Genomic DNA, 24,261 nt, shown 5'->3' with positions numbered 1-24,261 from the left:
CGCCGCCGGCGGGATCGGTTCCGGCGGGCGCCCCGGTACACCGGTGAGGCATGCGCCACAACGGGCCCGGGTCACTCCGCGGCGACCTCCTTGGAGGGCGGTTCCGTGCTGCCCGGGCGGGCCCGCACCTCGTCCGTGCACGCGTAGCGGCGCGGCCGCTCGGCGCCGGGGCCCGCCAGGACCACCGAGCCGTCGCCCTCGGCGGCGGTGGAGTCGGAGAAGGTGCAGACGATCTGCGCGAGGGCGTACGAGGTGAGGCTGTCCGGCGCCGTGCCCAGCCGCAGCGTGTCGTCCGGGTCGCCGGGCCGGGGCCCGCCCACCGTGATGCCGCCGCGGACGTCCGTGCTGTACCCGGCCTCCTTCTCGGCCGGCGACGGCGGCTGCGCGAGCTGGTCCAGCAGGCCCTGCGCGACCAGGATGCGCCGCTCGGAGTCGGCCGCGCCGTCCGGCACCCGCACGGTCCGGTCGACGGTGACGAGCTGGGAGCCGCACAGCAGGAACACCTGCACCGGCAGGCCCCGGGCGGCTCGCGCCGACCCGTCCGGCTCGGCGAGCGAACACTGCACCCGCGAGGGCGCGGGCCCGAAGTTCGTCGGCACCTCGGTGGCCCGGATCCCGCACCCGGCGAGCAGCACGGCGAGCACCGGGAGACCGGCCAGCCGGGACACGCGCGCCGGGCGGCGCCACCGCCCGTCGCGAGCCGTCCTCGCCGCCGGGCCCGCGAGGGCCCCGGCGGGCGCCGCCGGGCCCGCACCGCGTGCCCCCGCCGCGCCCCGTGGACGTCGTACGGTCATCGGGCGTCCCCCTTCACGTCCTCAGCCGTGTCGTCCCCCGGCCCCTCGCCGTCCCCGGCGGGCTCCCCGGGCTCGGCGGAGTCGCGGGGCAGGCGCAGGGTGAACACCGCGCCGGAGTCGGGGGAGTTGGCCGCGGTGATCTCGCCGCCGTGGATGTGGGCGTTCTCCAGGGCGATGGACAGGCCCAGGCCGCTGCCCTCGGAGCGCGGCCGGGAGGCGCTGGCCTTGTAGAAGCGGTCGAAGACGTGCGGCAGCACGTCCTCGGGGATGCCGGGCCCGTGGTCCTGCACCTGGATGACGAGCGAGTCGTCCTCCTCACGCACGGACACCCGCACCGGGGAGCCGCCGTGCTTGAGCGCGTTGCCGATGAGGTTCGCCAGGATGACGTCCAGCCGGCGGGGGTCCAGCCGGGCGTGGATGCCGCGCTCGGCGTCCAGTTCGACCGCGTCCAGCCAGGCGCGGGCGTCGATGCAGGCGGTGATCTGGTCGGCGATGTCGACGTCGTCCAGGACGAGCCGGGCGGTGCCCGCGTCGAAGCGGGTGACCTCCATCAGGTTCTCGACCAGGTCGTTCAGCCGCCGGGTCTCGCTGACGACGAGCCGTACGGCCGGCTCGATCATCGGGTCCATGCTGCCGGTCTCCGCCTCCAGCTCCTCCTCCAGCACCTCCGTGACGGCGGTGATGGCGGTCAGCGGCGTCCGCAGCTCGTGGCTCATGTCCGCCACGAACCGCCGGGACGCCTCGTCCCGCGCGGCCATGTCGGCGACCCGTTTCTCCAGCGCCTCGGCCGCGTTGTTGAACGTCCGTGACAGGTCGGCCAGTTCGTCGGTGCCGGACACCCTGAGCCGGGTGTCCAGCTTGCCCTCGCCGAGCCGCCGCGCGGCCGCCCCGAGCCGCTGCACCGGCTTCAGCACGGTCGTCGCCGCGGCCTGCGCGAGCAGCGCCGAGCCGATCAGCGCGAGAGCGGTGGCGATCCCCAGCGACCAGGCCAGCGAGTTGAGGTCCTTGGCCTCCGGCTCCAGCGACTTGAGCATGTAGCCGGTCGGGCCGCCGCCGATCACCCGCGTGCCCGCCACGAGGTAGGGGGTGTCGTGGTCGACTATCCGCTGCCAGTACAGGTGGTACGGGTGCTTGTCGGCCCCGTCGGCCTGCTGCCGCTTGTTCACCGCCGTGCGCAGCGACACCGGCACGTCCCGCAGCGAGAAGCCGCTCAGCCCGCCGGAACTGCCGTAGACGGTCTTCCCGTCGGCGTTGCGGGCCACCAGCAGCACGCTGAAGCGCTGGTCGCTGCCGGCCATCTGGCCCGCGGTGTGCTGCAGTTCGTCCTGCGTCGGCCGCTCGGGCAGCGCGCTCGCCCGGTTCTGCATCTCCTGCTCGAAGTCCCGCAGCACGGCGTCCTGGGTGCGGGTGAGGACGGCCTCGCGGTTGAGCCAGTAGGCGATGCCGGACGCGGACACGGCCGCCGTCAGGGCCACCAGGCCGAAGACGAGGACCAGCCTCAGCCGCAGGCTGGTGAAGCGCAGCCGCGACAGAACTCCCTTGCGTGCCGCGGTCCAGCCGCGGTTACCCCCCGGGTCCTGCTGGGTCACTGAGGCGGATCCAGCCGGTAGCCGACACCCCGCACGGTACGGATCAGCGTCGGGGACGACGGCACGTCCTCGACCTTGGCGCGCAGCCGCTGGACACAGGCGTCCACCAGCCGCGAGTCGCCCAGGTAGTCGTGCTCCCACACCAGCCGCAGCAGCTGCTGCCGCGACAGCGCCTGCCCGGGCCGCCGGCTCAGCTCCAGCAGCAGCCGCAGCTCGGTCGGCGTGAGCTGGAGGTCCTCGCCGTTCTTGGTCACGGTCATCGCCGAGCGGTCGATGACCAGGCTGCCGAACGTCGCCGCGTCGTTGGACTCCCGCTCGCCGCGCCGCAGCACCGCCCGGATCCGGGCGTCCAGCACCCGCCCCTGCACCGGTTTCACCACGTAGTCGTCGGCACCGGACTCCAGCCCGACCACCACGTCGATGTCGTCGCTGCGCGCGGTCAGCAGGATGATCGGCAGTTGGTCCGTGCGCCGGATGCGCCGGCACACCTCGAACCCGTCGATGCCGGGCAGCATCACGTCCAGCACGATCAGATCCGGCCGCTGCTCGCGCAGCAGCTTCAGACCGTCCTCACCACTGGCAGCGGTCGCCACGCGGTGGCCCTGGCGCGTCAGAGAGAGCTCCAGGGCCGTCCGGATGGCGTCGTCGTCCTCGATCAGCAACAGGGAAGGCACGGGCTCATTCTGGCCCATGGAGGGCTCGGGGTTCGACCGGTGGGCCCGACGGGATGCCGCCGGTACCGGCGAACCCTGTGGACGAGATGTGTTCGTCCTGTGACCGGTCCCTGTGACAGGTCTGTGACAGTCGGCGGACACGGCCATGAAAGTGGCCCGGCAAGCTTTTCGGCACAGGCAAGGAAGCCCGCCCGACCGGCGGGCCGCACACCGGAAGTCCACGACGGGGGGCGCGAGATGAACACGCTGCACGGCACCAGCTCCAGCGCAGTGATCACGCGTCTGCACGACGTGCACCGGGGTACGGAGAAGTCCGGTGCCGACGGGGGTCCCTCCCGCGCGAGCGGTTTCGAGCGTGGGGGAGGGCGGGGGTGCGCTCGCGGCACCGGGCGTCAGCACACCGGGTTCATGACGGTGGTCGACGCCCGCACGGGGGAGAGCAAGGGGACGGGGGCGGTTCACGGGGGAGCCGCGTACGGGGAGGACTCGGGGGAGCGTCGCTCGCTGACGGAGGCGGAGTTCACCGCCTACGTCCAGGAGCGCCGCGCCTCCCTGTACGCCACCGCCTACCACCTGACCGGTGACCGCTTCGAGGCCGAGGACCTGCTGCAGAGCGCGCTGTTCTCGACCTACCGGGCATGGGACCGGATCAGCGACAAGGCCGCGGTCGGCGGATACCTCCGCCGCACCATGACCAACCTGCACATCAGCGCCTGGCGGCGCCGCAAGCTCAACGAGTACCCGACCGAGGAACTGCCGGAGACGCCCGGCGACACGGACGCGATGCGCGGCACCGAGCTGCGCGCGGTCCTGTGGCAGGCGCTGGCCCGGCTGCCCGAGCTCCAGCGCACCATGCTGGTCCTGCGCTACTACGAGGGCCGCACGGACCCGGAGATCGCGGAGATCCTCGACATCAGTGTCGGCACGGTGAAGTCCAGCATCTGGCGGTCGCTCCGCCGGCTGCGCGAGGACGAGGTCCTCAGCTTCGGCCGTGACGAGGAGGACGCCTTCGGCGAGCTCGTCGCCTGAAGGTACGGGGGGGGAGCACCACAGGAGGGGGCCCACGGGGGATCCGTGGAGACGCTGGGGGGCGTCTGCGCGGGAGAGTGGGGACACGGGGGACACGGGGGAAACGGGGAGCGGGACTGGAGGGCCGGGGGGTCCGTCCAGTCCCGCTTTTCCGTGTGCCTGCCGTCCGGTCAGGCCGCCGTGCGCAGCCCCGCGCAGCGGCCCGCCGCCGCGTCCGCCAGCCGGCCCATCGCCTCGTCGCGGTCACAGGCGTACGCGCCCAGCGCGGTCTGGCGGGCGACGATCGAGCGCTCCTGGCGCATCAGGCGCCAGCCGCGGCGCAGCAGGAACGGCACCGACTTGCGGCCCTCCCGCAGATCCCGCAGGAAACGGCGGCGGAACGTCTTCACCGGTCCGCGGCTCAGGCACAGCGCGTCGGCCAGGACGCCGAGTTCCCGGCAGCGCGTGACGATCTCGGCGGCGAAGATGCCCTCCGCGATGAACAGCGGGGTCCGGCCGATGTCGACCGTCTCCGCGCCGGTCCGGGCGCTGAGCGCGAGGTCGTAGACGGGCACGTCCGTACGGCCCGTGCGGCACAGCTCGGTGATCGCGGCGACGGCCGCGTCCGCGTCCCAGGAGTCGGGGTGGTCCCAGTCGATGTCGGAGCTCCCCGCGACCAGGGGCAGGGTCGGGTCGTGGCCCTCCTTGTAGAAGTCGTCGAGCCGCAGCACCGGGAGGCCGGAGCGGGCCGCGAGGAGGGACTTGCCGGAGCCGGAGGGGCCGCAGAGCAGCACGACTCGCGTGGGTATGGGCACAGGGGAACTCACGGGACACCAGTGTGAGGCATCCATCGGGGGCCGTACGACCCCGCGGGTCGGCTTTGATGCGCGCGTCACACCTCAACTACCCTTCGCGTTGATTCGGTTACCGAGTGCATCAGAAGGTGGCAGCGATGGCCCGACACGACTCCCCCAAGAAGCCGACCGCCCGGCGGGCTCTGGCCCTCCTCGCCACCGCGGGGGCGGCGCTGGGCGCGGGCACGACGACGGCCGCGGCGGACACCACGTCCCTCCTCGGCGTGGTCAACACCCGCCCCACCGACCTCGGCAGGATCGACCCGCAGTCCGGACTCCAGGCCGCGACCGGCACCCTCGGCTACGTCACCGGCCCGGTCGCCGGCCTCAAGCCCAACCCGCTCGCCGGCACGGGAGTCGACCCGCTCGACAACGGCGTCGGCACCCAGCTCGCCGACTTCAAGCCGCTGACGTCCCAGGCGCTGACGGCGCCGGTGGCGCAGGCCCAGTCGATCGCGAGCATTCCGGTGGTGGGGCAGGCCGCGGGGCTGCTGTCGCGGCAGTAGGCGCGCGGACGGAAGAAGCCCCGGCCCTCCCGGACGGAGGAGGGCCGGGGCTCCGGCTGTGCGGGCGTCTAGTAGGAGGCGCCCGACGCGCCCAGCGAACCCGTGGGGTGCCAGACCGTCTTGGTCTCCAGGAACGCCGTCATGCGGTCGATCCCCGGCGTCTGCGCGTAATCCACAGGCTGTGGACGCAGCACGCGCTTGAGGTTGTCGGCCGCGGCGATCTCCAGCTCCTTCGCCAGCGCCGCGTCGGCGCCCGCGAGGTCGATCGCGTTGACGTCCTGGTGCGCGGCGAGCGGGGCGGCGATCTCCGCCGTGCGGCCGGACAGGACGTTGACCACGCCGCCGGGCACGTCCGAGGTGGCCAGCACCTCGGCCAGGGACAGCGCGGGCAGCGGGGCCTTCTCGCTGGCCACCACGACCGCCGTGTTGCCGGTCGCGATCACCGGGGCGAGGACCGACACCAGGCCCAGGAAGGACGACTCCTGGGGCGCCAGCACCGCCACCACGCCCGTCGGCTCGGGCGAGGACAGGTTGAAGAACGGGCCCGCGACCGGGTTGCCGCCGCCGACCACCTGGGCGATCTTGTCGGTCCAGCCCGCGTACCAGACCCAGCGGTCGATCGTGGCGTCCACGACCGCGGCGGCCTTGGACTTGCCCAGGCCCTCCGCGTCGGCCACCTCGCGCACGAACTGGTCCCGGCGGCCCTCCAGCATCTCGGCGACGCGGTAGAGCACCTGGCCCCGGTTGTACGCCGTCGCCCCGGACCAGCCGCCGAACGCCTTGCGGGCCGCGACGACCGCGTCCCGGGCGTCCTTGCGGGAGGAGAGGGGCGCGTTGGCCAGCCAGTTGCCCTTTGCGTCGGTCACCTCGTACACCCGGCCGCTCTCGGAACGCGGGAACTTCCCGCCGACGTACAGCTTGTAGGTCTTGAAGACCGACAGGCGGTCGAAACGCTCGGTCTTTTCGGTCTTCTCAGACATCGAGGTACGCCTCCAGGCCGTGGCGGCCGCCCTCGCGGCCGAAGCCCGACTCCTTGTAGCCACCGAACGGCGAGGTCGGGTCGAACTTGTTGAACGTGTTGGCCCACACGACGCCCGCGCGGAGCTTGTTCGCGACCGCCAGGATGCGCGAGCCCTTCTCCGTCCAGATGCCGGCGGACAGCCCGTACGGCGTGTTGTTCGCCTTGGCGACCGCCTCGTCCGGGGTGCGGAACGTCAGCACCGACAGGACGGGGCCGAAGATCTCGTCCCGCGCGACCGTGTGCGCCTGGGTGACGTTCGTGAACAGCGTCGGGGCGAACCAGTAGCCGCTCTCGGGCAGTTCGCAGGCCGGGGACCAGCGCTCGGCGCCCTCCGCCTCGCCCTGCTCGACGAGCGAGGTGATGCGGGTGAGCTGCTCCTCGGAGTTGATCGCGCCGATGTCGGTGTTCTTGTCCAGCGGGTCGCCGAGGCGCAGCGTGGACAGGCGGCGCTTGAGGGAGTCGAGCAGCTCCTCCTGGATCGACTCCTGCACCAGCAGCCGGCTGCCCGCGCAGCAGACCTGGCCCTGGTTGAAGAAGATGCCGTTGACGATGCCCTCGACGGCCTGGTCGATCGGGGCGTCGTCGAAGACGATGTTGGCGCCCTTGCCGCCCAGTTCCAGCGTGACCTTCTTGCGGGTGCCGGCGACCGTGCGGGCGATCTCCTTGCCGACGGCGGTGGAGCCGGTGAAGGCCACCTTGTCCACGTCCGGGTGGCCGACCAGCGCCGCGCCCGCGTCGCCGTAGCCGGGGAGGATGTTGACGACGCCCCTCGGCAGGCCCGCCTGGCGGCAGATGTCCGCGAAGAACAGGGCCGACAGGGGGGTGGTCTCGGCCGGCTTCAGGACGACCGTGTTGCCCGTCGCCAGCGCCGGGGCGATCTTCCACGCCAGCATCAGCAGCGGGAAGTTCCAGGGGATGACCTGGCCCGCGACACCGAGCGGGCGCGGGTTCGCGCCGAAGCCGGCGTGGTCGAGCTTGTCGGCCCAGCCCGCGTAGTAGAAGAAGTGCGCGGCGACCAGCGGCAGGTCCGCGTCGCGGGTCTCCTTGATCGGCTTGCCGTTGTCCAGGGTCTCCAGGACGGCGAGCTCGCGCGAACGCTCCTGGATGATCCGCGCGATGCGGAACAGGTACTTGGCGCGCTCCGAGCCGGGCAGCGCCGACCACGTCGCGAACGCCCGGCGCGCGGCCTTCACCGCCCGGTCGACGTCCTCGGAACCGGCCTGCGCGATCTCGGACAGGACCTCCTCGGAGGACGGCGAGACGGTCTTGAAGACCTTGCCGTCGGCCGCCTCGACGAACTCGCCGTCGATGAACAGGCCGTAGGAGGGCGCGATGTCGACGATCGCGCGCGACTCGGGGGCCGGGGCGTAGGCGAATACGGATGACACGTTGTCCATGGTCATGGGGCTCAGTCCACCGTCACGTAGTCGGGACCGGAGTAGCGGCCGGTGGCCAGCTTCTGGCGCTGCATCAACAGGTCGTTGAGCAGCGAGGAGGCGCCGAAGCGGAACCAGTGGCTGTCCAGCCAGTCCGCGCCCGCCGTCTCGTTGACCAGCACGAGGAACTTGATGGCGTCCTTGGACGTGCGGATCCCGCCGGCCGGCTTCACGCCGACCTGGATGCCGGTCTGGGCGCGGAAGTCGCGCACCGCCTCCAGCATCAGCAGCGTGTTCGCCGGGGTCGCGTTGACCGCGACCTTTCCGGTGGAGGTCTTGATGAAGTCCGCCCCCGCCAGCATCCCGAGCCAGCTCGCGCGGCGGATGTTGTCGTACGTCGAGAGCTCGCCCGTCTCGAAGATGACCTTCAGGCGCGCCGAGCCGCCGCAGGCCTCCTTCACGGCGGTGATCTCGTCGTACACCTTCAAGTATCGCCCCGCGAGGAACGCCCCGCGGTCGATGACCATGTCGATCTCGTCGGCGCCGGCGGCGACGGCCTCGCGGACGTCGGTCAGCTTCACGTCGAGCGAGGCGCGGCCGGCCGGGAACGCCGTGGCCACCGAGGCGACCTTCACGCCGGAGCCTGCGACGGCCTCCTTGGCCACGCCCACCATGTCGGGGTAGACGCAGACCGCGGCCGTCGCCGGCGCCGTACGGTCCGTCGGGTCGGGCCTGACCGCCTTGGCGCCGAGCGCCCGGACCTTGCCCGGGGTGTCCGCGCCTTCCAGCGTCGTCAGGTCGACCATCGAGATGGCGAGGTCGATCGCGTACGCCTTGGCGGTCGTCTTGATCGAACGCGTCCCGAGGGAGGCCGCACGCGCTTCGAGCCCGACCGCGTCGACGCCCGGGAGCCCGTGGAGGAAGCGGCGCAGCGCGCTGTCGGACGAGGCGACGTCCTTGAGGGGGTGAGCTGCGGTGAGTGCAGAACTGGGCATGGTCACCAGACGAGCATATCTACGCGCGTAGCGGCTGTACAGCCCCCGGTCCTTCCCGGACGGATCGGCCCTTGCCCCGGGCGGATGGCGGACGCGCGGAAGCGGTCCGGCAGAATCGAGACATGACGAGCCCCGAACCCCAGTCACCAGCGCCGCAGCCGTCGGAACCCGAGTCCGAGGACCGGGTACACCGGTCGGTTCCGGCCATCGCCGGTGGCGCGATGCTGCTCGCCATCGCCGCGTGGATCGGCATCGACGCGGTGATCAACGGCGAGGGCCGCTCGCCCTGGCTGGCCCTCGCCGTGCTGCTCCTCGTCGTACCGCTGGTCGTCGCCTTCACGCTGCGGCCCGCCGTGTTCGTGGGCCGCGACCGGCTGCGCATCCGTAACCCCTGGCGGGTCGTCGTGGTGCCCTGGGGGCGGGTCGCCTCGCTGAGGTCCGCCTACTCGAACGAGGTTCTCACCGAGTCCGGCGCGAAGTACCAGCTGTGGGCCGTCCCCGTCTCGCTGCGCGCCCGCAAGAGAGCCGCGCGGCGCGAGATGCGGGCGACGGCGCAGGCGCGGCGGCAGCTGGGGCAGGACGGCGGCCGCGGCGGCGCGGCCGGAACGCGGTCCGGGCTCGGCGGCTTCGAGGCGGGGCCCGTGTCCGACGGGCCGGTGCGGGCCGAGACCGACCGGATCATGGACGATCTGCGCGCGCTGCACGAGGACCGGCGCGAGGCGGCGTCGGCGCAGGGTGAGGTGACCGTGCGATGGGCCTGGGAGATCCTGGGCCCGGCGGCCGCGGGGGCGGTGCTGGTGCTGATCCTGGTGGCGCTGGGCTGAGGGGCCCCGGGGGGCCTGGACAGCCGCGGGTGGCCTGGGGCAGCCGCGGGTGCCTCGGGTGGCCTGGGCTGGTCCCGGGGGCCCGGTCCTGGCGTCTGTTCCGGTGGCTGTGCGGTGACGGTTCGGCGGGCCGGGTGGCGCCGGAGGCGTTGGCTCCGGTGGCGGTGGGCCGAGGGTTCCGGCGGGCGGCCGAGGGTGCCGGTGGGGCGGACGGCTGCCGGGCGGGGGTTCGGCGGGCCGGGTGGTCGCCGGTGCGGTGAGGCGGGTGGGCGGAAAAGTGGTGGAGTGGGTGGGGCCGCGGGCCTACGTTGCGGGGATGAGCACTCGCACCTTCCGCGTCACCGTGCGCGGGGTCTTCGACGGACTGAGCGACGAGCAGCGGGCCGCGCTGCTGGAGCGCGCCGCCGAGCACGACATGCTGCGCGCGGCGTTCACGCCCGGGGGACACCTCGCCTACGACGTGGCCGCCCGCCCCGCCTTCACGTTCCGGTTCCTGGACTCAGGGGAGGCCGAGGAGGACATCCTGGAGGCGACGGAGCGGGCCGAGAGCGCCGCGCGGGCCTGGCTGGAGCAGCGCGGCTACGGCTACAAGAACCTCAGGTCGTCGGCCGAGGACCTCTCCCTGGCACCCCTGGGCAAGCGGCAGCGGCGGAAGGCCGCGAAGCGGGGCTGCTGACCGGGGTGGGCGACGGGCGGGCCCGGGGGCGCCCGGGAGGCCGACCGGGCGCCGCTCGGGTCAGATGCCCGCGACCGCCGACAGGTCGCGCTTGATCGACTCCAGTACGTCCGTCGCCTTCGCTCGGGCCTCGGGCAGGCCGGCGCGCTCGGCGACCGGGACGACGACCTCCAGGTAGCACTTCAGCTTCGGCTCCGTGCCGCTCGGGCGGACGATCACCCGGGCGCCTTCGAGCGTGTATCGCAGGCCGTCCGTCGGCGGGAGGGTCTCCGAGCCCTGGGTGAGGTCCTCGGTCCGGGTGATCGGCAGGCCGGCGAGCTCGGTCGGGGGCTGCTCGCGCAGACGGGTCATCGCCGCCGCGATGAGCGAGAGGTCCTCCACGCGGACCGACAGCTGGTCCGTCGCGTGCAGGCCGTGCTCCACCGCCAGGTCGTCCAGCAGGTCCAGGAGGGTGCGGCCCTCCTCCTTCAGCTGCGAGGCCAGTTCCGTGACCAGGAGCGCCGCGGTGATGCCGTCCTTGTCGCGGACGCCGTCGGGGTCGACGCAGTAGCCGAGGGCCTCCTCGTAGCCGTAGCGCAGGCCCTCCGCGCGGGCGATCCACTTGAAGCCGGTCAGCGTCTCGACGTGGCGCAGCCCCGCCTTCTCGGCGATACGGCCGAGCAGGGACGACGAGACGATCGACTCGGCGAAGGTGCCGGTCGCGCCGCGCCGGACCAGGTGGGCGGCGAGGAGCGCGCCGACCTCGTCGCCGCGGAGCATGCGCCAGTCGCCGCCGTCCGGTACGGCGACGGCGCAGCGGTCCGCGTCCGGGTCGTTGGCGATGATCAGGTCCGGGGAGGCCTCGCGGGCCTTCGCGAACGCCAGGTCCATCGCGCCCGGCTCCTCCGGGTTGGGGAACGCGACGGTCGGGAAGTCCGGGTCGGGCTCGGCCTGCTCGGTGACGAGGACCGGCTCCGGGAAGCCGGCGCGGGCGAAGGCGGCCAGCAGGACGTCCTTGCCGACACCGTGCATCGCCGTGTACACCGTGCGAGCGGTGCGCGGGGAGCCCTCGGCGAGGACGGCGTCCGTGCGGGCGAGGTAGGCGTCCAGGACGCTGTCGTCGAGGGTGTCCCAGCCTTCGGTGGGGCGGCGGACGGCGGTGAGGGACGGCACGGCGGCGATCTCCGCGGCGATGTCGACGTCCGCCGGCGGGACGATCTGGGAGCCGTCGCCGAGGTACACCTTGTAGCCGTTGTCGCGGGGCGGGTTGTGGCTGGCGGTGACCTCCACGCCGGCGACCGCGCCGAGGTGCCTTATCGCGAAGGCGAGGACGGGGGTGGGCAGCGGGCGGGGGAGGATCGCCGCGCGCAGGCCCGCGCCGGTCATGACGGCGGCGGTGTCGAGGGCGAAGTCGCGCGACTTGTACCGGGCGTCGTAGCCGATGACGACCAGGCCGTCGTCGTGGCCCTGTTTCTTGAGGTACGCGGCGAGGCCTGCGGCGGCGCGGATGACGACCGTGCGGTTCATGCGCAGGGGGCCGGCGCCGAGTTCGCCGCGGAGGCCGGCGGTGCCGAACTGGAGCGTGCCGCCGAAGCGGGCGGCGAGTTCGGCGTGGTCCCCGGCCTCGATGAGGCGGGCCAGCTCGGCGCGGGTGTCCGGGTCGGGGTCCTCGGTGAGCCACGCCTGGGCCTGTGCGATGAGTTCGTCGTGCACGGTGTGGTCAGCCTCTCCGGTTGTCGTGGGTGTGGGTGTGGGTGCGGGTGCGGATGCCTGCGGCGGACTGGGCGGGGTGCGCGTCTTCGCCTGACGGTGGGGGGTGGGGCGGGGCCGCGGCGGGGGGGGGGGGGGGGGGGCCCGCGCGGGGGGGTGCCCGTCCTCGGAACGGCGCGATCGACTTGCGTACCGACTCGCCGTCCGTTGACGCGCCGACCGCTGCGGGCGGACACCCCCCGGCACGGCCCTTTACGCCGTCCGGCGAGTGCGGGCGCGTCCCGGCTTCCGGCCCTGCCGGCTGTGGATCAGCGCCCGCCGGGTGCCTCTACAGGCGGCCCAGGACCTGGGCGAGCAGGGAGCCCATGCGGGTGGCGGAGTCGCGGCCCGCCTGGAGGACCTCCTCGTGGTTGAGGGGCTCGCCCGTCATGCCGGCGGCCAGGTTCGTCACCAGGGAGATGCCGAGGACCTCCGCGCCCGCCTCGCGTGCGGCGATGGCCTCCAGGACCGTCGACATGCCCACCAGGTCCGCGCCGATGACCCGGGCCATGCGGATCTCGGCCGGCGTCTCGTAGTGCGGGCCGGGGAACTGGGCGTAGACGCCCTCCTCCAGCGTGGGGTCGACCTCCTTGCACAGGGCGCGCAGGCGCGGGGAGTACAGGTCGGTGAGGTCGACGAAGTTGGCGCCGATGATGGGGGAGGTGGCGGTGAGGTTGATGTGGTCGCTGATCAGGACCGGCTGGCCGGGGCGCATGCCCTCGCGCAGGCCGCCGCAGCCGTTGGTCAGGACGATCGTCTTGCAGCCGGCCGACACGGCGGTGCGGACGCCGTGGGCGACGGCGGCGACCCCGCGGCCCTCGTAGTAGTGCGTGCGGCCCAGGAAGACCAGGGCGCGCTTGTTGCCGATCCGGTAGGAGCGGATCTTGCCGCCGTGCCCCTCGACCGCCGGCGGCGGGAAGCCGGGCAGTTCGGTGACCTGGAACTCGGCCTCGGGGGCACCCAGGGCGTCGACGGCCGGGGCCCAGCCGGAGCCCATCACGAGGGCGACGTCATGGGTCTCGGCGCCCGTGAGTTCGCGCAGGCGGGCCGCGGCGGCGTCGGCGGCCGCGTGGGGGTCGCCCTGGATGTCGTCCGGAAGAAGAGATGCGTTCACGCCGACGAGGGTAGCCGGTGATTGCCTACGCGCGTAGATGGTGGAGCTGACGGGGTGGCGATCGTTGTCTTGTCGTTTCCGACGAGGCGGTCGCTCAGCAGGGGCGCTTGCGCAGTTCCATGACGTAGTCGTGCGGGGCGCCGGCCGACTCCGCCGCGTCCGCGATCTCGCCCAGGTAGCGGGCGGAGGGCAGGCCGCCCTCGTACGCGTTCAGGGTGAAGGCCCAGGCGGACTCCTCACCGTCCAGGGTGTGCACCCGTACGCGCGTGCGGCGGTAGATGTCGAGCCCCACGCCCTCCCAGCGGTCCAGCGACTCCTCGTCCATCGGGGCGATGTCGTAGAGCGCGACGAAGACCTGGCAGAGGGGGTCCTCCACGATCGTCGGCAGGGCGCCCTCCCAGCCCATGTGCTCGCCGCCGAAGGTCAGTCGCCATCCGTTCAGCCAGCCGGTGGCGCGCAGCGGCGAGTGCGGGGCGCGGCGGGACATCAGCCGCGCGTCGAGGTTGCCGGCGTACGCGGCGTAGAGCGACATGGGGAGAGCGTACGGCAGGCCGAACGGCGTCACTCGCGTAACAGAGCCGCCCCGGGGCGGTGCCGCACCGGGGGGTGCGGGACAATGGAGTACGTGACTCGGATCGTGATCATCGGTGGCGGACCCGGCGGATACGAAGCGGCCCTGGTGGCCGCCCAACTCGGCGCGGAGGTGACCGTCGTCGACCAGGACGGCCTCGGCGGGGCGTCGGTGCTCACCGACTGCGTGCCGTCGAAGACCCTGATCGCCACGGCCGAGGTGATGACCACCTTCGACTCCTCCTACGAGGAGCTGGGCATCATCGTCGCCGACGACACCCCGCACATCGAGCAGGCCGCCCGGGTCGTCGGGGTCGACCTGGGCAAGGTCAACCGGCGTGTGAAGCGGCTGGCGCTCGCCCAGTCCCACGACATCACCGCCTCCGTGACCCGGGCCGGGGCGCGCGTCCTGCGCGGGCGCGGGCGACTGGAGGGCATGCAGGCGCTCGACGGGTCGCGCAAGGTCGTGGTGCGCGCCGCCGACGGGACCGAGGAGACCCTGACGGCGGATGCCGTGCTCATCGCCACGGGTGGGCACCCCCGCGAGCTGCCCGACGCCCAGCCCGACGGCGAGCGGATCCTGAACTGGACCCAGGTGTACGACCTCGACGAGCTCCCCGAGGAGCTGATCGTGGTCGGGTCGGGTGTGACCGGCGCCGAGTTCGCCGGTGCCTACCAGGCGCTCGGGTCGAAGGTGACGCTCGTGTCGTCGCGGGACCGGGTGCTGCCGGGTGAGGACCCGGACGCGGCCGCCGTGCTGGAGGAGGTCTTCCGGCGGCGCGGCATGAACGTCATGGGACGCACCCGGGCGCAGTCCGCGAAGCGGGTCGGGGACCGGGTCGAGGTGACCCTCTCCGACGGGCGGGTCATCACCGGGTCGCACTGCCTCATGGCCGTCGGCGCGGTTCCGAACAGCTCCGGCATGGGGCTGGAGGAGGCCGGCGTCCGGCTGCGCGAGTCCGGTCACATCTGGACCGACAAGGTCTCGCGCACGACCGCTCCCGGCGTGTACGCGGCCGGTGACGTGACCGGGGTCTTCGCCCTCGCGTCCGTGGCCGCCATGCAGGGACGCATCGCCATGTACCACTTCCTCGGCGACGCCGTGGCCCCGCTGAACCTGAAGACGGTCTCGTCGAACGTCTTCACCGACCCGGAGATCGCCACCGTCGGCTACACGCAGGCCGACGTCGACGCGGGCAAGATCGACGCCCGGGTCGTGAAGCTGCCGCTGCTGCGCAACCCGCGCGCCAAGATGCAGGGCATCCGCGACGGCTTCGTCAAGATCTTCTGCCGGCCGGGCACGGGCATCGTTGTGGGCGGCGTGGTCGTGGCGCCCCGCGCCTCGGAACTGATCCACCCCATCTCGATCGCGGTCGACAACAATCTGACGGTCGAACAGATCGCGAACGCCTTCACCGTCTACCCCTCGCTGTCGGGCTCGATCGCCGAGGTGGCACGGCAGTTGCACACCCGGAAGATGAACGGCGACGGCTGAGGCCGAAACCGTCTCCCCGCTGGTCACGGGGAGTGTTCGACCATGCGTACGGCATAGGCGGGGCGACTAGGTCCTATACCACTTCCCGCTGCTCGGTGCGAACATCTTCTGCTATTCAGCGCAAACTGCTGAAAGCAGACGGTCGCTGGCGTTACTGTCAGTTTCGTGTTCGCTGCAGAACGTCGCCAATTGATCCTCGAAATGGTGCGAGCGAACGGGGCCGTGTCGCTCCGTGAGCTCGCCCGCGTCGTCCAGACCTCCGAAGTGACCGTACGGCGGGACGTGCGCGCGCTGGAGGCAGAAGGACTCCTCGACCGCCGGCACGGCGGTGCGGTACTGCCGGGCGGTTTCACGCGGGAGTCCGGCTTTCCGCAGAAGTCCCATCTCGCGACCGCCGAGAAGACCGCCATCGCCGACCTCGCCGCGAATCTCGTGGAAGAGGGGGAGGCGATCGTGGTCGGGGCGGGTACGACGACCCAGGAGCTGGCCCGCCGGCTCGCCCGGGTGCCCGGCCTGACCGTCGTCACCAACTCGCTGCTCGTGGCGCAGGCCCTGGCCCACGCCAACCGGGTCGAGGTCGTGATGACCGGCGGCACGCTCCGCGGTTCGAACTACGCCCTGGTGGGCAGCGGGGCCGAGCAGTCCCTGCACGGGCTGCGCGTGTCCCGGGCCTTCCTCTCCGGGGCCGGGCTGACCGCCGAGCGGGGGCTGTCCACGTCCAACATGCTGTCGGCGTCCGTCGACCGGGCGCTGGTGCAGGCCGCCGCGGAGGTCGTGGTCCTCGCGGACCACACCAAGCTCGGGACGGACACGATGTTCCAGACCGTGCCGACGGACCTCATCACGCGCCTCGTGACGGACGAGCCGCCCGCCCACGACGAGCGTGCGGCCACGGAGCTCCAGGCACTGGCCGACCAGGGCGTGCAGATCGCCGTGGCCGGCGGGCAGGGGGGTTCCGCGGGGTCTTCGGGCCCCGGGGGTGATGCCGCCCCGGCGCGTCAGCAGCGCCGGGACGTGCCGTTGCCCGGGCCCCGGCGGCAGGTGCCGGGAGGCGGGAGCGGTGGGTTGCGCTCCACCTCGATGCTCGGCGAGCAGGGGCCGGGAGCGGAGCGGGCCCGGGTGGCGGATCTACGGCGGCGGTGAGCGTCGCGGCGGCGGGGGGCGGTCGCCGCGACCGTCCGTGCCGCCCCTGCGGGCACCTCTCAAGCCCTTGAGGCGCTGGGGACGACTGCCCGCAGCGCAACGGCGCGGCCCCTGAGGGGCCGCGCCGTGGGTGATGCCGTGGTGGGTCAGTCCTTGATCTCGCAGATCGCCGCGCCCGACGTCACCGACCCGCCGATCTCCGCCGACAGGCCCTTGATCGTGCCGGACTTGTGGGCGTTGAGGGGCTGCTCCATCTTCATGGCCTCCAGGACGACGACCAGGTCGCCCTCCTTGACCTCCTGGCCCTCCTCGACCGCGACCTTGACGATCGTGCCCTGCATCGGCGAGGCGAGCGTGTCACCGGAGGCGACGGGGCCCGACTTCTTCGCCGCGCGGCGCTTGGGCTTGGCGCCCGCCGCGAGGCCCGTGCGGGCCAGGGACATGCCCAGCGACGACGGGAGGGAGACCTCCAGGCGCTTGCCGCCGACCTCGACGACCACCGTCTCGCGGCCCGGCTCCTCGTCCGCCTCGGCGTCGGCCGGCGCGGTGAAGGGCTTGATCTCGTTGACGAACTCCGTCTCGATCCAGCGGGTGTGGACCGTGAACGGGTCGGTCGAACCGGTCAGCTCGGGCGCGAACGCCGGGTCCTTCACCACCGCGCGGTGGAACGGGATCGCCGTGGCCATGCCCTCGACCTGGAACTCCTCCAGGGCGCGCGCGGCCCGCTCCAGGGCCTCCTTGCGCGTGCGGCCCGTGACGATCAGCTTCGCCAGCAGGGAGTCCCACGCCGGGCCGATGACCGAGCCGGACTCCACGCCCGCGTCCAGGCGCACACCCGGGCCGGACGGCGGGGCGAACGTCGTGACCGTGCCGGGCGCGGGCAGGAAGTTGCGGCCCGGGTCCTCGCCGTTGATGCGGAACTCGAAGGAGTGACCGCGCAGCGGCGGGTCGTCGTAGCCGAGCTCCTCGCCGTCGGCGATGCGGAACATCTCGCGCACCAGGTCGATGCCGGCGACCTCCTCGGTGACCGGGTGCTCGACCTGCAGACGGGTGTTGACCTCCAGGAAGGAGATCGTGCCGTCGTTGCCGACGAGGAACTCGACCGTGCCGGCGCCGACGTAGCCGGCCTCCTTCAGGATCGCCTTGGACGCGCGGTACAGCTGGGCGACCTGGTCCTCGGAGAGGAACGGCGCGGGGGCCTCCTCGACCAGCTTCTGGTGGCGGCGCTGCAGGGAGCAGTCACGGGTGGAGACGACGACCACGTTGCCGTGCCGGTCGGCCAGGCACTGGGTCTCCACGTGCCGGGGCTTGTCCAGGTAGCGCTCGACGAAGCACTCGCCCCGGCCGAAGGCCGCCACGGCCTCGCGGACGGCCGAGTCGTACAGCTCCGGGACCTCTTCCAGCGTGCGCGCGACCTTCAGGCCGCGGCCGCCGCCGCCGAACGCCGCCTTGATGGCGATGGGCAGGCCGTGCTCCTCGGCGAAGGCGACGACCTCGTCGGCGCCGGACACCGGGTCGGGCGTGCCGGCCACGAGCGGGGCGCCCGCGCGCTGCGCGATGTGCCGGGCGGCGACCTTGTCACCGAGGTCGCGGATGGCCTGCGGCGGCGGGCCGATCCAGATCAGACCCGCGTCCAGGACCGCCTGGGCGAACTCGGCGTTCTCGGAGAGGAAGCCGTAGCCGGGGTGGATCGCGTCCGCGCCGGACTCCCGGGCGGCCTTCAGCACCTTCTCGATGTCGAGGTAGCTGGTTCCCGGGGTGTCACCGCCCAGGGCGAACGCCTCATCCGCGGCGCGGACATGCAGAGCGTCCCGGTCCGGGTCGGCGTAGACGGCCACGCTCGCGATCCCGGCGTCCCGGCAGGCCCGGGCCACGCGGACAGCGATTTCGCCACGGTTGGCGATGAGCACCTTGCGCACGATTGAGGCTCCCTCCTTGAAACAAGCCGAGTTTAGGGACTGCCGACACGGCACTTCGACCCGTCCCCAGTGGTGAGCTTGCCCACACGGAGCGTGATGCGAGGCCCGCTCGACCCGCGAAATCCCTTGTCGCACCGCAGAACGCAGTACTCCTCCGGGAAACCCTAGCCGTCCCCTGTGGTCAAGGTCTCTGTCATCACGTGCTGCGGGCCACTCCGTTTCTTTGTGGAGTCCCTACGAATGGCCCAATGATTCTTTGCCCGTCACCGGACCCTTGTCCCCAGGTTTACCGGTGAGTAGCCTTCGCGCTGTCCCGAACGGAAGAGGGTGGGCGCGGTGGTGCGCAGGCCGGTGGCGTGGGTCGTGGCGGTGGTGCTGTTCGCCGAGGCGTTCGGCGTCGCGGCGCTCAACTGGTTCCTGGGGGTCGTCGTCGACCGGCAGGAGATGTCGCTGGCCGGGCTCGACCCGCACATGATGTCGGTGTCGTCGAAGATCGGCGGGATCGCCTTCGGCCTCTACTTCGCGCTGTGCGGCCTGGTCGCGCTGCTCGTGGCGGTGCGCGACCGGCCCCCGGCGGGCTTCGGGCGGGTGCTGCTGATCAGCGCGGCGGTCGTGCACGCGCTGCTGGGCGCCTTCACCTGGGGACTCGTCGGCTGGCCGGCGTTCCTGTTCATGGTGCTGGTGCTCGCCCTGATCGTGCTCCTGCTGATGACCTACGACCGTCCGGCCGGGCCCGCCGGGCCCGCCGACGCGGCGCCCCGGGGCGGGGCGGGCGACGGCGGGCCCCCGGTCACCTCTCCGCCGGCGCCCACAACTCCGTGATGCCGACGCCCAGTTCGCCCAGCAGCCGCCGGACCAGGGGCAGGCTGATGCCGATGACGTTGCCGTGGTCGCCGTCGATGCCGTCGATGAACGGGGCCGAGCGGCCGTCCAGGGTGAACGCCCCGGCGACGTAGAGGGGTTCGCCGGAGGCCACGTAGGCGGCGATCTCCTCGTCCGTGGGCTCGCCGAAGTGGACGACGGTGGAGGCGGTGGCGGAGACGTACCGGCCGGTGAGCGTGTCGTAGACGCAGTGGCCGGTCTGCAGGGTGCCGGCGCGGCCGCGCATCGCCTTCCAGCGGGCCGTGGCCTCCTCGGCGTCGGCGGGCTTGCCGAGGGCCCGGCCGTCCAGGTCGAGCACGGAGTCGCAGCCGATCACCAGGGCGCCCTTGACGTCCGCCCGGGCCGCCACCACGGAGGCCTTCGCCTCGGCGAGGGCGAGCGCCAGTTCGGCGGGGGTGGGGGCGGTGACGGCGTCCTCGTCGACGCCGCTCACGATCACCTCGGGGGCGAGGCCGGCCTGGCGGAGCAGGCCGAGCCGGGCGGGGGACTGGGAGGCGAGAACGAGTCGGCGGCGCGGCTGGTCTGTCATGCGTTCAGCGTATCGGCGGCGCCGCGCTCCCTCATCTCACGCCGATCACGAGCATCGCCAGCACCATGGCCAGGGCCAGGAGAACACTCAGCCGCCGCAGCATGCCCTGCATGTCCCGCAGTTCCTCGGGCGGTTCGTTCTCGGGGTCGGACCACAGCATGAGTCCAGCGTGCGGCCTGGCGGGGCGGGGCGCCTGAGTAGGGGTACTCAGATCGGCGCCCCGCCTTGTTCCGCCGGGCGCGGCACCCCGCGCCCGGGAGCGTCAGGCCGGCCAGTACGTGCGGCCCCAGGCCGACGGCCCCGGCTGGGGCAGGCGGCGGGCGGCGATCCGGGACGGGTCGGACCAGGAGTCGCGCGGCGTCGGCGCGCCGGGCGGCGTGGCGGCCGCCGCCGCGGCGCGGGCCCTGACCACCGCCAGGGCGGCGGCCAGCTCCTCCGGGGTCGGGTTGCCCCGTACGACCTTGATCGTCATATGGGCTCCTGGTGGCTAGAGGGGGATGTTGCCGTGCTTCTTCGGAGGCAGGGATTCCCGCTTGGTGCGCAGTTGACGCAGGCCGCGTACGACGTGCCGGCGGGTCTCGGACGGCAGGATCACGGCGTCGACGTAGCCGCGCTCGGCCGCGACGTAGGGGTTGAGGAGGGTGTCCTCGTACTCCTGGATCAGCCGGGCGCGCACCGCCTCCAGGTCCTCGCCGTTCGCCTCCGCCTCGGCGAGGGTGCGGCGGTGCAGGATGTTGACCGCGCCCTGGGCGCCCATGACGGCGATCTGCGCGGTGGGCCAGGCCAGGTTGAGGTCGGCGCCCAGGTGCTTGGAGCCCATGACGTCGTAGGCGCCGCCGAAGGCCTTGCGGGTGATGACCGTGATGAGCGGGACGGTCGCCTCGGCGTAGGCATAGATCAGCTTGGCGCCGCGGCGGATGATGCCGTCGTGCTCCTGGTCGACGCCGGGCAGGAAGCCGGGGACGTCGACGAAGGTCAGCACCGGGACGTTGAAGGCGTCGCAGGTCCGCACGAAGCGGGCCGCCTTCTCACTGGCCTTGATGTCCAGGCAGCCGGCGAACTGCATCGGCTGGTTGGCGACCACGCCGACCGGCCGGCCCTCGACCCGGCCGAAGCCGGTGACGATGTTCGGCGCGTACAGCGGCTGCGTCTCGAAGAACTCGGCGTCGTCCAGGACGTGCTCGATCACCGTGTGCATGTCGTACGGCTGGTTCGCGCTGTCCGGGACGATCAGGTCCAGCTCGCGGTCCTCGTCCGTGACCTCCAGGTCCGCCTCCTCGGGGAAGGCCGGCGGCTCGGAGAGGTTGTTGGACGGCAGGTACGACAGCAGCTGCTTGATGTACTCGATCGCGTCCTTCTCGTCGCCCGCCATGTGGTGGGCCACGCCGGAGGTCGCGTTGTGGGTCCGGGCGCCGCCCAGCTCCTCGAAGCCGACGTCCTCGCCGGTGACGGTCTTGATGACGTCGGGTCCGGTGATGAACATGTGCGAGGTCTGGTCGACCATGACGGTGAAGTCGGTGATGGCCGGGGAGTAGACCGCGCCGCCCGCGCACGGCCCGACGACCAGGCTGATCTGCGGGATGACGCCGGAGGCGTGGGTGTTGCGGCGGAAGATCTCGCCGTAGGCGCCGAGGGAGGCCACGCCCTCCTGGATGCGGGCGCCGCCGGAGTCGTTGATGCCGATGACCGGGCAGCCGGTCTTCAGCGCGAAGTCCATGACCTTGACGATCTTCTGCCCGTAGACCTCGCCCAGCGCCCCGCCGAAGACGGTGAAGTCCTGCGAGAACACGGCGACCGGGCGGCCGTCGACGGTGCCGTACCCGGTGACGACGCCGTCGCCGTAGGGGCGGTTCTTGTCGAGGCCGAAGTGGGACGAGCGGTGCCGGGCGAACTCGTCGAGCTCGACGAACGAGCCCTCGTCGAGCAGGAGCCCGATCCGCTCACGGGCCGTCAGCTTGCCCTTGGCGTGCTGCTTCTCCACGGCGCGTGCGGAGCCGGCGTGCGTCGCCTCGTCGATGCGGCGCTTCAGATCCGCGAGTTTGCCCGCGGTCGTGTGAATGTCAGGCTGCTGCTGCTCTTCCGGCTCGGACATCGGGATGCGGCTCCCTGCCTGCTCAAAAGGGGGGACGGTTACTCATCCGTAGAGTAGTGGGGGCCCTCCACATCGGCAGTGCGGCGTTTACCACACCTAGGGTGGCTTGCATGACGCCGCGAGATGCATCAGAGCCGCACGGAAGCCGCTGGTCCGACCTGGACCGGCCGCCCCTGAACGTCACCGCCCTGCGCCGGGGCCTGGTGCGGGAGGGAGGGCTGTGGTCGGGGGTCGAGGTCGTCCAGCGCACCGGCTCGACCAACACCGACCTGGTCGCCCGGGCGGCCGGGGGCGAGGCCGTGGAGGGCGCCGTCCTCGTCGCCGAGGAGCAGACCGCCGGGCGCGGGCGCCTGGACCGGCAGTGGACCGCGCCGCCGCGCTCCGGCCTGTTCTTCTCCGTCCTGCTCACCCCGGCCGAGGTGCCGGTGGCCCGGTGGGGGTGGCTGCCGCTGCTCACGGGCGTGGCGGTGGCGACGGGACTGGCCCGGGCGGCGGGCGTCGACACGGCGCTGAAGTGGCCCAACGACCTGCTGGTCAACGTCGGGGGAGAGGAACGCAAGGCGGGCGGGATCCTCGCCGAGCGGGCCGGTGACGACGGGGTCGTCATCGGGGTCGGCATCAACGTCACGCTGAGGGCGGACGAGCTGCCCGTGCCGACGGCCGGGTCGCTGGCGCTGGCCGGGGCCGTGAGCACGGACCGGGATCCGCTGCTGCGCGGCGTGCTCCGCGCCCTGGAGGAGTGGTACGGGAAGTGGCGCGCGGCCGGGGGCGACCCGGGGGTGAGCGGGCTGCACGAGGCCTATGCCGCCGGATGCGCGACGCTCGGGAGGGTGGTCCGGGCGGAGCTGCCGGGGGATCGGGCGCTGGTGGGGGAAGCGGTGGCCGTGGACGGGGACGGGCGGTTGGTGCTGGCCACCGGGGAGGGGGTGCAGGAGCCGGTCGGGGCGGGGGACATCGTGCACGTGCGGCCCGTGTGAGCCCGATGATCCCGCGTGATCCCGGGTGAGCGTGCGTGATCCCGCGTGATCCCGCGTGAGCGTGCTCGGCGCTGCGAACGCCCGCTGCCGAGTCGGATCCAGCGGCCCGGGGCCGGGCGGGCCCCGGGGCGGCGGGAAAGACGCCCGGGGCCCCGGCGGCGCCCGGCCCTTCACCCGTCGGCAGAACCGACGGAGTGAGCTGGCGCACACCTGCCGTAGAGTTGAGGCCGGTCGATACATGACCGTGACAGATCGGAAGGGCAGCACGCGTGACCGTCGACGACTCGGGCTCCGGCACGGACGCGCAGGGCGCCGACCCCGGCGAGGATCCGCTCGCCCTGCGGCTGGAACAGCTCATCCTGGGCGCCGAGCGCCGCTACACCCCGTTCCAGGCGGCCCGCAGCGCCGGGGTCTCCATGGAGCTGGCCTCCCGCTTCTGGCGGGCGATGGGCTTCGCCGACATCGGGCAGGCCAAGGCCCTCACCGAGGCGGACGTGCTCGCCCTGCGGCGCCTGGCCGGTCTGGTCGAGGCCGGGCTGCTGAGCGAGGCGATGGCCGTCCAGGTGGCCCGTTCCACCGGGCAGACCACCGCGCGGCTCGCCGAGTGGCAGATCGACTCCTTCCTGGAGGGCCTGACCGAGCCGCCCGAGCCGGGCATGACACGCACCGAGGTGACCTACCCGATCGTCGAGCTGCTCCTGCCCGAGCTGGAGGAGTTCCTGGTCTACGTCTGGCGCCGCCAGCTCGCCGCCTCGGCCGGACGGGTCGTGCAGGCCGCCGACGACGAGGAGATGGTCGACCGGCGGCTGGCCGTCGGCTTCGCCGACCTGGTCGGCTTCACGCGGCTGACCCGCCGGATGGAGGAGGAGGAGCTCGGCGAACTGGTCGAGGCCTTCGAGACGACGGCCGCGGACCTGGTGGCCGCCAACGGCGGACGGCTGATCAAGACCCTCGGCGACGAGGTGCTGTACGCCGCCGACGACGCCGGCACGGCCGCCGAGATCGCGCTGCGGCTGATCGAGACCATGGCGCACGACGAGACCATGCCGGAGCTGCGCGTCGGCATGGCGTTCGGCACCGTGACCACCCGGATGGGCGACGTCTTCGGCACGACCGTGAATCTGGCGTCCCGGCTCACCTCGATAGCTCCGAAGGACGCCGTCCTCGTCGACACCGCGTTCGCCGAGGAGCTGATCCGCACGAAGGACGCCCCGGCTTCCGAGGCGGAGGCGGCCGAGGAGGCCGCGGCGGCGGAGAAGGAGGGCGAGGAACCGCCCGTGTACCGGTTCGCACTGCAGCCGATGTGGCAGCGGCCGGTGCGCGGCCTCGGCGTCGTGGAGCCGTGGCTGCTCACCCGGCGGGACGGGGCGCCCTAGCTGTATTGACCCGCAGGGTTGTTAACGCGGCTGATCGGTGGGTGGCCGCCGAGTGCGGTGTGGCAGCGGTGGTGGTTGTAGGTGTGCAGGAAGTCTGCCAGGGCTGCTGTTCGTTCGTT

At 72.7% G+C, this 24,261-nt stretch carries 24 protein-coding genes and 1 pseudogene; 9 read left to right on the top strand and 16 right to left on the bottom strand.

Annotated elements, in window-relative coordinates; translation table 11 throughout:
- Window positions 1–71: 71 nt before the first annotated feature.
- The 3 genes from ACIGAN_RS33225 to afsQ1 are packed head-to-tail and all read right to left on the bottom strand — an operon-like array spanning window position 72 to window position 3,057.
- Window positions 72–794: a hypothetical protein gene (locus tag ACIGAN_RS33225; RefSeq protein ID WP_399863089.1), complete on the bottom strand. Its 723-nt coding sequence runs from the start codon at window positions 792–794 to the stop codon at window positions 72–74.
- Complete coding sequence (locus ACIGAN_RS33220; protein WP_365087306.1) at window positions 791–2,383, bottom strand: HAMP domain-containing sensor histidine kinase; 1,593 nt, start codon at window positions 2,381–2,383, stop codon at window positions 791–793. The genes ACIGAN_RS33225 and ACIGAN_RS33220 overlap by 4 nt, the downstream gene beginning before the upstream one ends.
- A complete protein-coding gene (gene afsQ1 / locus ACIGAN_RS33215; protein ID WP_010048893.1) occupies window positions 2,380–3,057 on the bottom strand; it encodes a two-component system response regulator AfsQ1 in 678 nt (225 codons plus the stop codon). The genes ACIGAN_RS33220 and afsQ1 overlap by 4 nt, the downstream gene beginning before the upstream one ends.
- Before the next feature lie 237 nt (window positions 3,058–3,294).
- On the opposite strand from afsQ1, the gene ACIGAN_RS33210 reads away from it, so the two are divergent.
- Window positions 3,295–4,086 (top strand): SigE family RNA polymerase sigma factor, encoded by a 792-nt coding sequence (locus ACIGAN_RS33210; RefSeq protein WP_399863087.1) that lies wholly within the window; start codon window positions 3,295–3,297, stop codon window positions 4,084–4,086.
- 170 nt (window positions 4,087–4,256) lie between these two features.
- Here ACIGAN_RS33210 and ACIGAN_RS33205 read toward each other — a convergent pair whose 3' ends face one another.
- Window positions 4,257–4,961: a uridine kinase family protein gene (locus ACIGAN_RS33205; protein WP_365735394.1), complete on the bottom strand. Its 705-nt coding sequence runs from the start codon at window positions 4,959–4,961 to the stop codon at window positions 4,257–4,259.
- Between the two features lie 56 nt (window positions 4,962–5,017).
- Here ACIGAN_RS33205 and ACIGAN_RS33200 point away from each other — a divergent pair, with 56 nt between their 5' ends.
- A complete protein-coding gene (locus tag ACIGAN_RS33200; protein ID WP_365735392.1) occupies window positions 5,018–5,425 on the top strand; it encodes a hypothetical protein in 408 nt (135 codons plus the stop codon).
- Between the two features lie 68 nt (window positions 5,426–5,493).
- On the opposite strand, the gene ACIGAN_RS33195 is transcribed toward ACIGAN_RS33200, so the two are convergent.
- From ACIGAN_RS33195 to deoC, 3 genes are read right to left on the bottom strand one after another with little or no spacing between them, the layout of a single operon-like run.
- Window positions 5,494–6,405, bottom strand: a complete 912-nt coding sequence (locus tag ACIGAN_RS33195) for an aldehyde dehydrogenase family protein (RefSeq protein ID WP_399863083.1) — start codon at window positions 6,403–6,405, stop codon at window positions 5,494–5,496.
- On the bottom strand, window positions 6,398–7,834 hold the full coding sequence (locus ACIGAN_RS33190) for an aldehyde dehydrogenase family protein (protein ID WP_365087296.1): 1,437 nt from the start codon (window positions 7,832–7,834) through the stop codon (window positions 6,398–6,400). The genes ACIGAN_RS33195 and ACIGAN_RS33190 overlap by 8 nt, the downstream gene beginning before the upstream one ends.
- Before the next feature lie 20 nt (window positions 7,835–7,854).
- The gene (gene deoC, locus ACIGAN_RS33185) at window positions 7,855–8,817 is read right to left on the bottom strand and encodes a deoxyribose-phosphate aldolase (protein ID WP_365735386.1); all 963 of its coding nucleotides are present in this window, start codon (window positions 8,815–8,817) and stop codon (window positions 7,855–7,857) included.
- 122 nt (window positions 8,818–8,939) lie between these two features.
- Here deoC and ACIGAN_RS33180 point away from each other — a divergent pair, with 122 nt between their 5' ends.
- Window positions 8,940–9,641 carry a PH domain-containing protein gene (locus tag ACIGAN_RS33180; protein WP_399863080.1) on the top strand — a complete coding sequence of 234 codons (702 nt, stop codon included), beginning with the start codon at window positions 8,940–8,942 and terminating at the stop codon, window positions 9,639–9,641.
- A gap of 316 nt (window positions 9,642–9,957) precedes the next feature.
- Complete coding sequence (locus ACIGAN_RS33175; RefSeq protein WP_399863078.1) at window positions 9,958–10,317, top strand: DUF6204 family protein; 360 nt, start codon at window positions 9,958–9,960, stop codon at window positions 10,315–10,317.
- A gap of 60 nt (window positions 10,318–10,377) precedes the next feature.
- Here the strand turns inward: ACIGAN_RS33175 and ACIGAN_RS33170 are convergent, their stop codons facing one another.
- The 3 genes from ACIGAN_RS33170 to ACIGAN_RS33160 form a co-directional block, all read right to left on the bottom strand.
- Window positions 10,378–12,009, bottom strand: coding sequence for a phospho-sugar mutase (locus ACIGAN_RS33170; protein ID WP_399863076.1), 1,632 nt, complete (start codon window positions 12,007–12,009; stop codon window positions 10,378–10,380).
- Between the two features lie 325 nt (window positions 12,010–12,334).
- Window positions 12,335–13,159, bottom strand: coding sequence for a purine-nucleoside phosphorylase (locus ACIGAN_RS33165; protein WP_309097319.1), 825 nt, complete (start codon window positions 13,157–13,159; stop codon window positions 12,335–12,337).
- 94 nt (window positions 13,160–13,253) lie between these two features.
- Entirely contained in the window at window positions 13,254–13,691 is a 438-nt protein-coding gene (locus tag ACIGAN_RS33160; protein ID WP_333932521.1) for a gamma-glutamylcyclotransferase, read from the bottom strand.
- A gap of 84 nt (window positions 13,692–13,775) precedes the next feature.
- Between ACIGAN_RS33160 and ACIGAN_RS33155 the strand changes: the two genes are divergently transcribed.
- Window positions 13,776–15,224, top strand: a complete 1,449-nt coding sequence (locus ACIGAN_RS33155) for an NAD(P)H-quinone dehydrogenase (RefSeq protein WP_365087285.1) — start codon at window positions 13,776–13,778, stop codon at window positions 15,222–15,224.
- A gap of 165 nt (window positions 15,225–15,389) precedes the next feature.
- Window positions 15,390–16,367, top strand: coding sequence for a DeoR/GlpR family DNA-binding transcription regulator (locus tag ACIGAN_RS33150; RefSeq protein ID WP_365087283.1), 978 nt, complete (start codon window positions 15,390–15,392; stop codon window positions 16,365–16,367).
- 146 nt (window positions 16,368–16,513) lie between these two features.
- On the opposite strand, the gene ACIGAN_RS33145 is transcribed toward ACIGAN_RS33150, so the two are convergent.
- Entirely contained in the window at window positions 16,514–18,286 is a 1,773-nt protein-coding gene (locus ACIGAN_RS33145) for an acetyl/propionyl/methylcrotonyl-CoA carboxylase subunit alpha (protein ID WP_365087281.1), read from the bottom strand.
- A 336-nt stretch (window positions 18,287–18,622) separates the two neighbouring features.
- Here ACIGAN_RS33145 and ACIGAN_RS33140 point away from each other — a divergent pair, with 336 nt between their 5' ends.
- Window positions 18,623–19,108 carry a hypothetical protein gene (locus tag ACIGAN_RS33140; RefSeq protein ID WP_365735377.1) on the top strand — a complete coding sequence of 162 codons (486 nt, stop codon included), beginning with the start codon at window positions 18,623–18,625 and terminating at the stop codon, window positions 19,106–19,108.
- Here ACIGAN_RS33140 and ACIGAN_RS33135 read toward each other — a convergent pair.
- The 4 genes from ACIGAN_RS33135 to ACIGAN_RS33120 all read right to left on the bottom strand — a co-directional run bounded on the left by ACIGAN_RS33135 (window position 19,077) and on the right by ACIGAN_RS33120 (window position 21,789).
- Window positions 19,077–19,697 (bottom strand): Maf family protein, encoded by a 621-nt coding sequence (locus ACIGAN_RS33135; RefSeq protein WP_399863073.1) that lies wholly within the window; start codon window positions 19,695–19,697, stop codon window positions 19,077–19,079. The genes ACIGAN_RS33140 and ACIGAN_RS33135 overlap by 32 nt on opposite strands.
- Window positions 19,698–19,728: 31 nt before the next feature.
- Window positions 19,729–19,857: a morphogenic membrane protein MmpB gene (gene mmpB, locus ACIGAN_RS33130; protein ID WP_285899634.1), complete on the bottom strand. Its 129-nt coding sequence runs from the start codon at window positions 19,855–19,857 to the stop codon at window positions 19,729–19,731.
- Between the two features lie 102 nt (window positions 19,858–19,959).
- Window positions 19,960–20,169 carry an acyl-CoA carboxylase epsilon subunit gene (locus ACIGAN_RS33125; RefSeq protein WP_399863070.1) on the bottom strand — a complete coding sequence of 70 codons (210 nt, stop codon included), beginning with the start codon at window positions 20,167–20,169 and terminating at the stop codon, window positions 19,960–19,962.
- Between the two features lie 15 nt (window positions 20,170–20,184).
- The gene (locus tag ACIGAN_RS33120) at window positions 20,185–21,789 is read right to left on the bottom strand and encodes an acyl-CoA carboxylase subunit beta (protein WP_365087274.1); all 1,605 of its coding nucleotides are present in this window, start codon (window positions 21,787–21,789) and stop codon (window positions 20,185–20,187) included.
- Between the two features lie 110 nt (window positions 21,790–21,899).
- Between ACIGAN_RS33120 and ACIGAN_RS33115 the strand changes: the two genes are divergently transcribed.
- Together ACIGAN_RS33115 and ACIGAN_RS33110 are read left to right on the top strand one after the other, a co-directional pair.
- Window positions 21,900–22,766: a biotin--[acetyl-CoA-carboxylase] ligase gene (locus ACIGAN_RS33115; RefSeq protein WP_399863068.1), complete on the top strand. Its 867-nt coding sequence runs from the start codon at window positions 21,900–21,902 to the stop codon at window positions 22,764–22,766.
- A 269-nt stretch (window positions 22,767–23,035) separates the two neighbouring features.
- The gene (locus ACIGAN_RS33110; RefSeq protein WP_399863066.1) at window positions 23,036–24,142 is read left to right on the top strand and encodes an adenylate/guanylate cyclase domain-containing protein; all 1,107 of its coding nucleotides are present in this window, start codon (window positions 23,036–23,038) and stop codon (window positions 24,140–24,142) included.
- On the opposite strand, the pseudogene ACIGAN_RS33105 reads toward ACIGAN_RS33110, so the two are convergent.
- Window positions 24,139–24,261: pseudogene (locus tag ACIGAN_RS33105) on the bottom strand (IS481 family transposase); the annotation flags it as partial. The gene ACIGAN_RS33110 and the pseudogene ACIGAN_RS33105 overlap by 4 nt on opposite strands.

Source organism: Streptomyces sp. NPDC085931, assembly GCF_044540565.1.
Lineage (GTDB): Bacteria > Actinomycetota > Actinomycetes > Streptomycetales > Streptomycetaceae > Streptomyces.
Note: the sequence above shows the minus strand (reverse complement) of the source record. Positions and strands in the feature narration are given on the sequence as shown.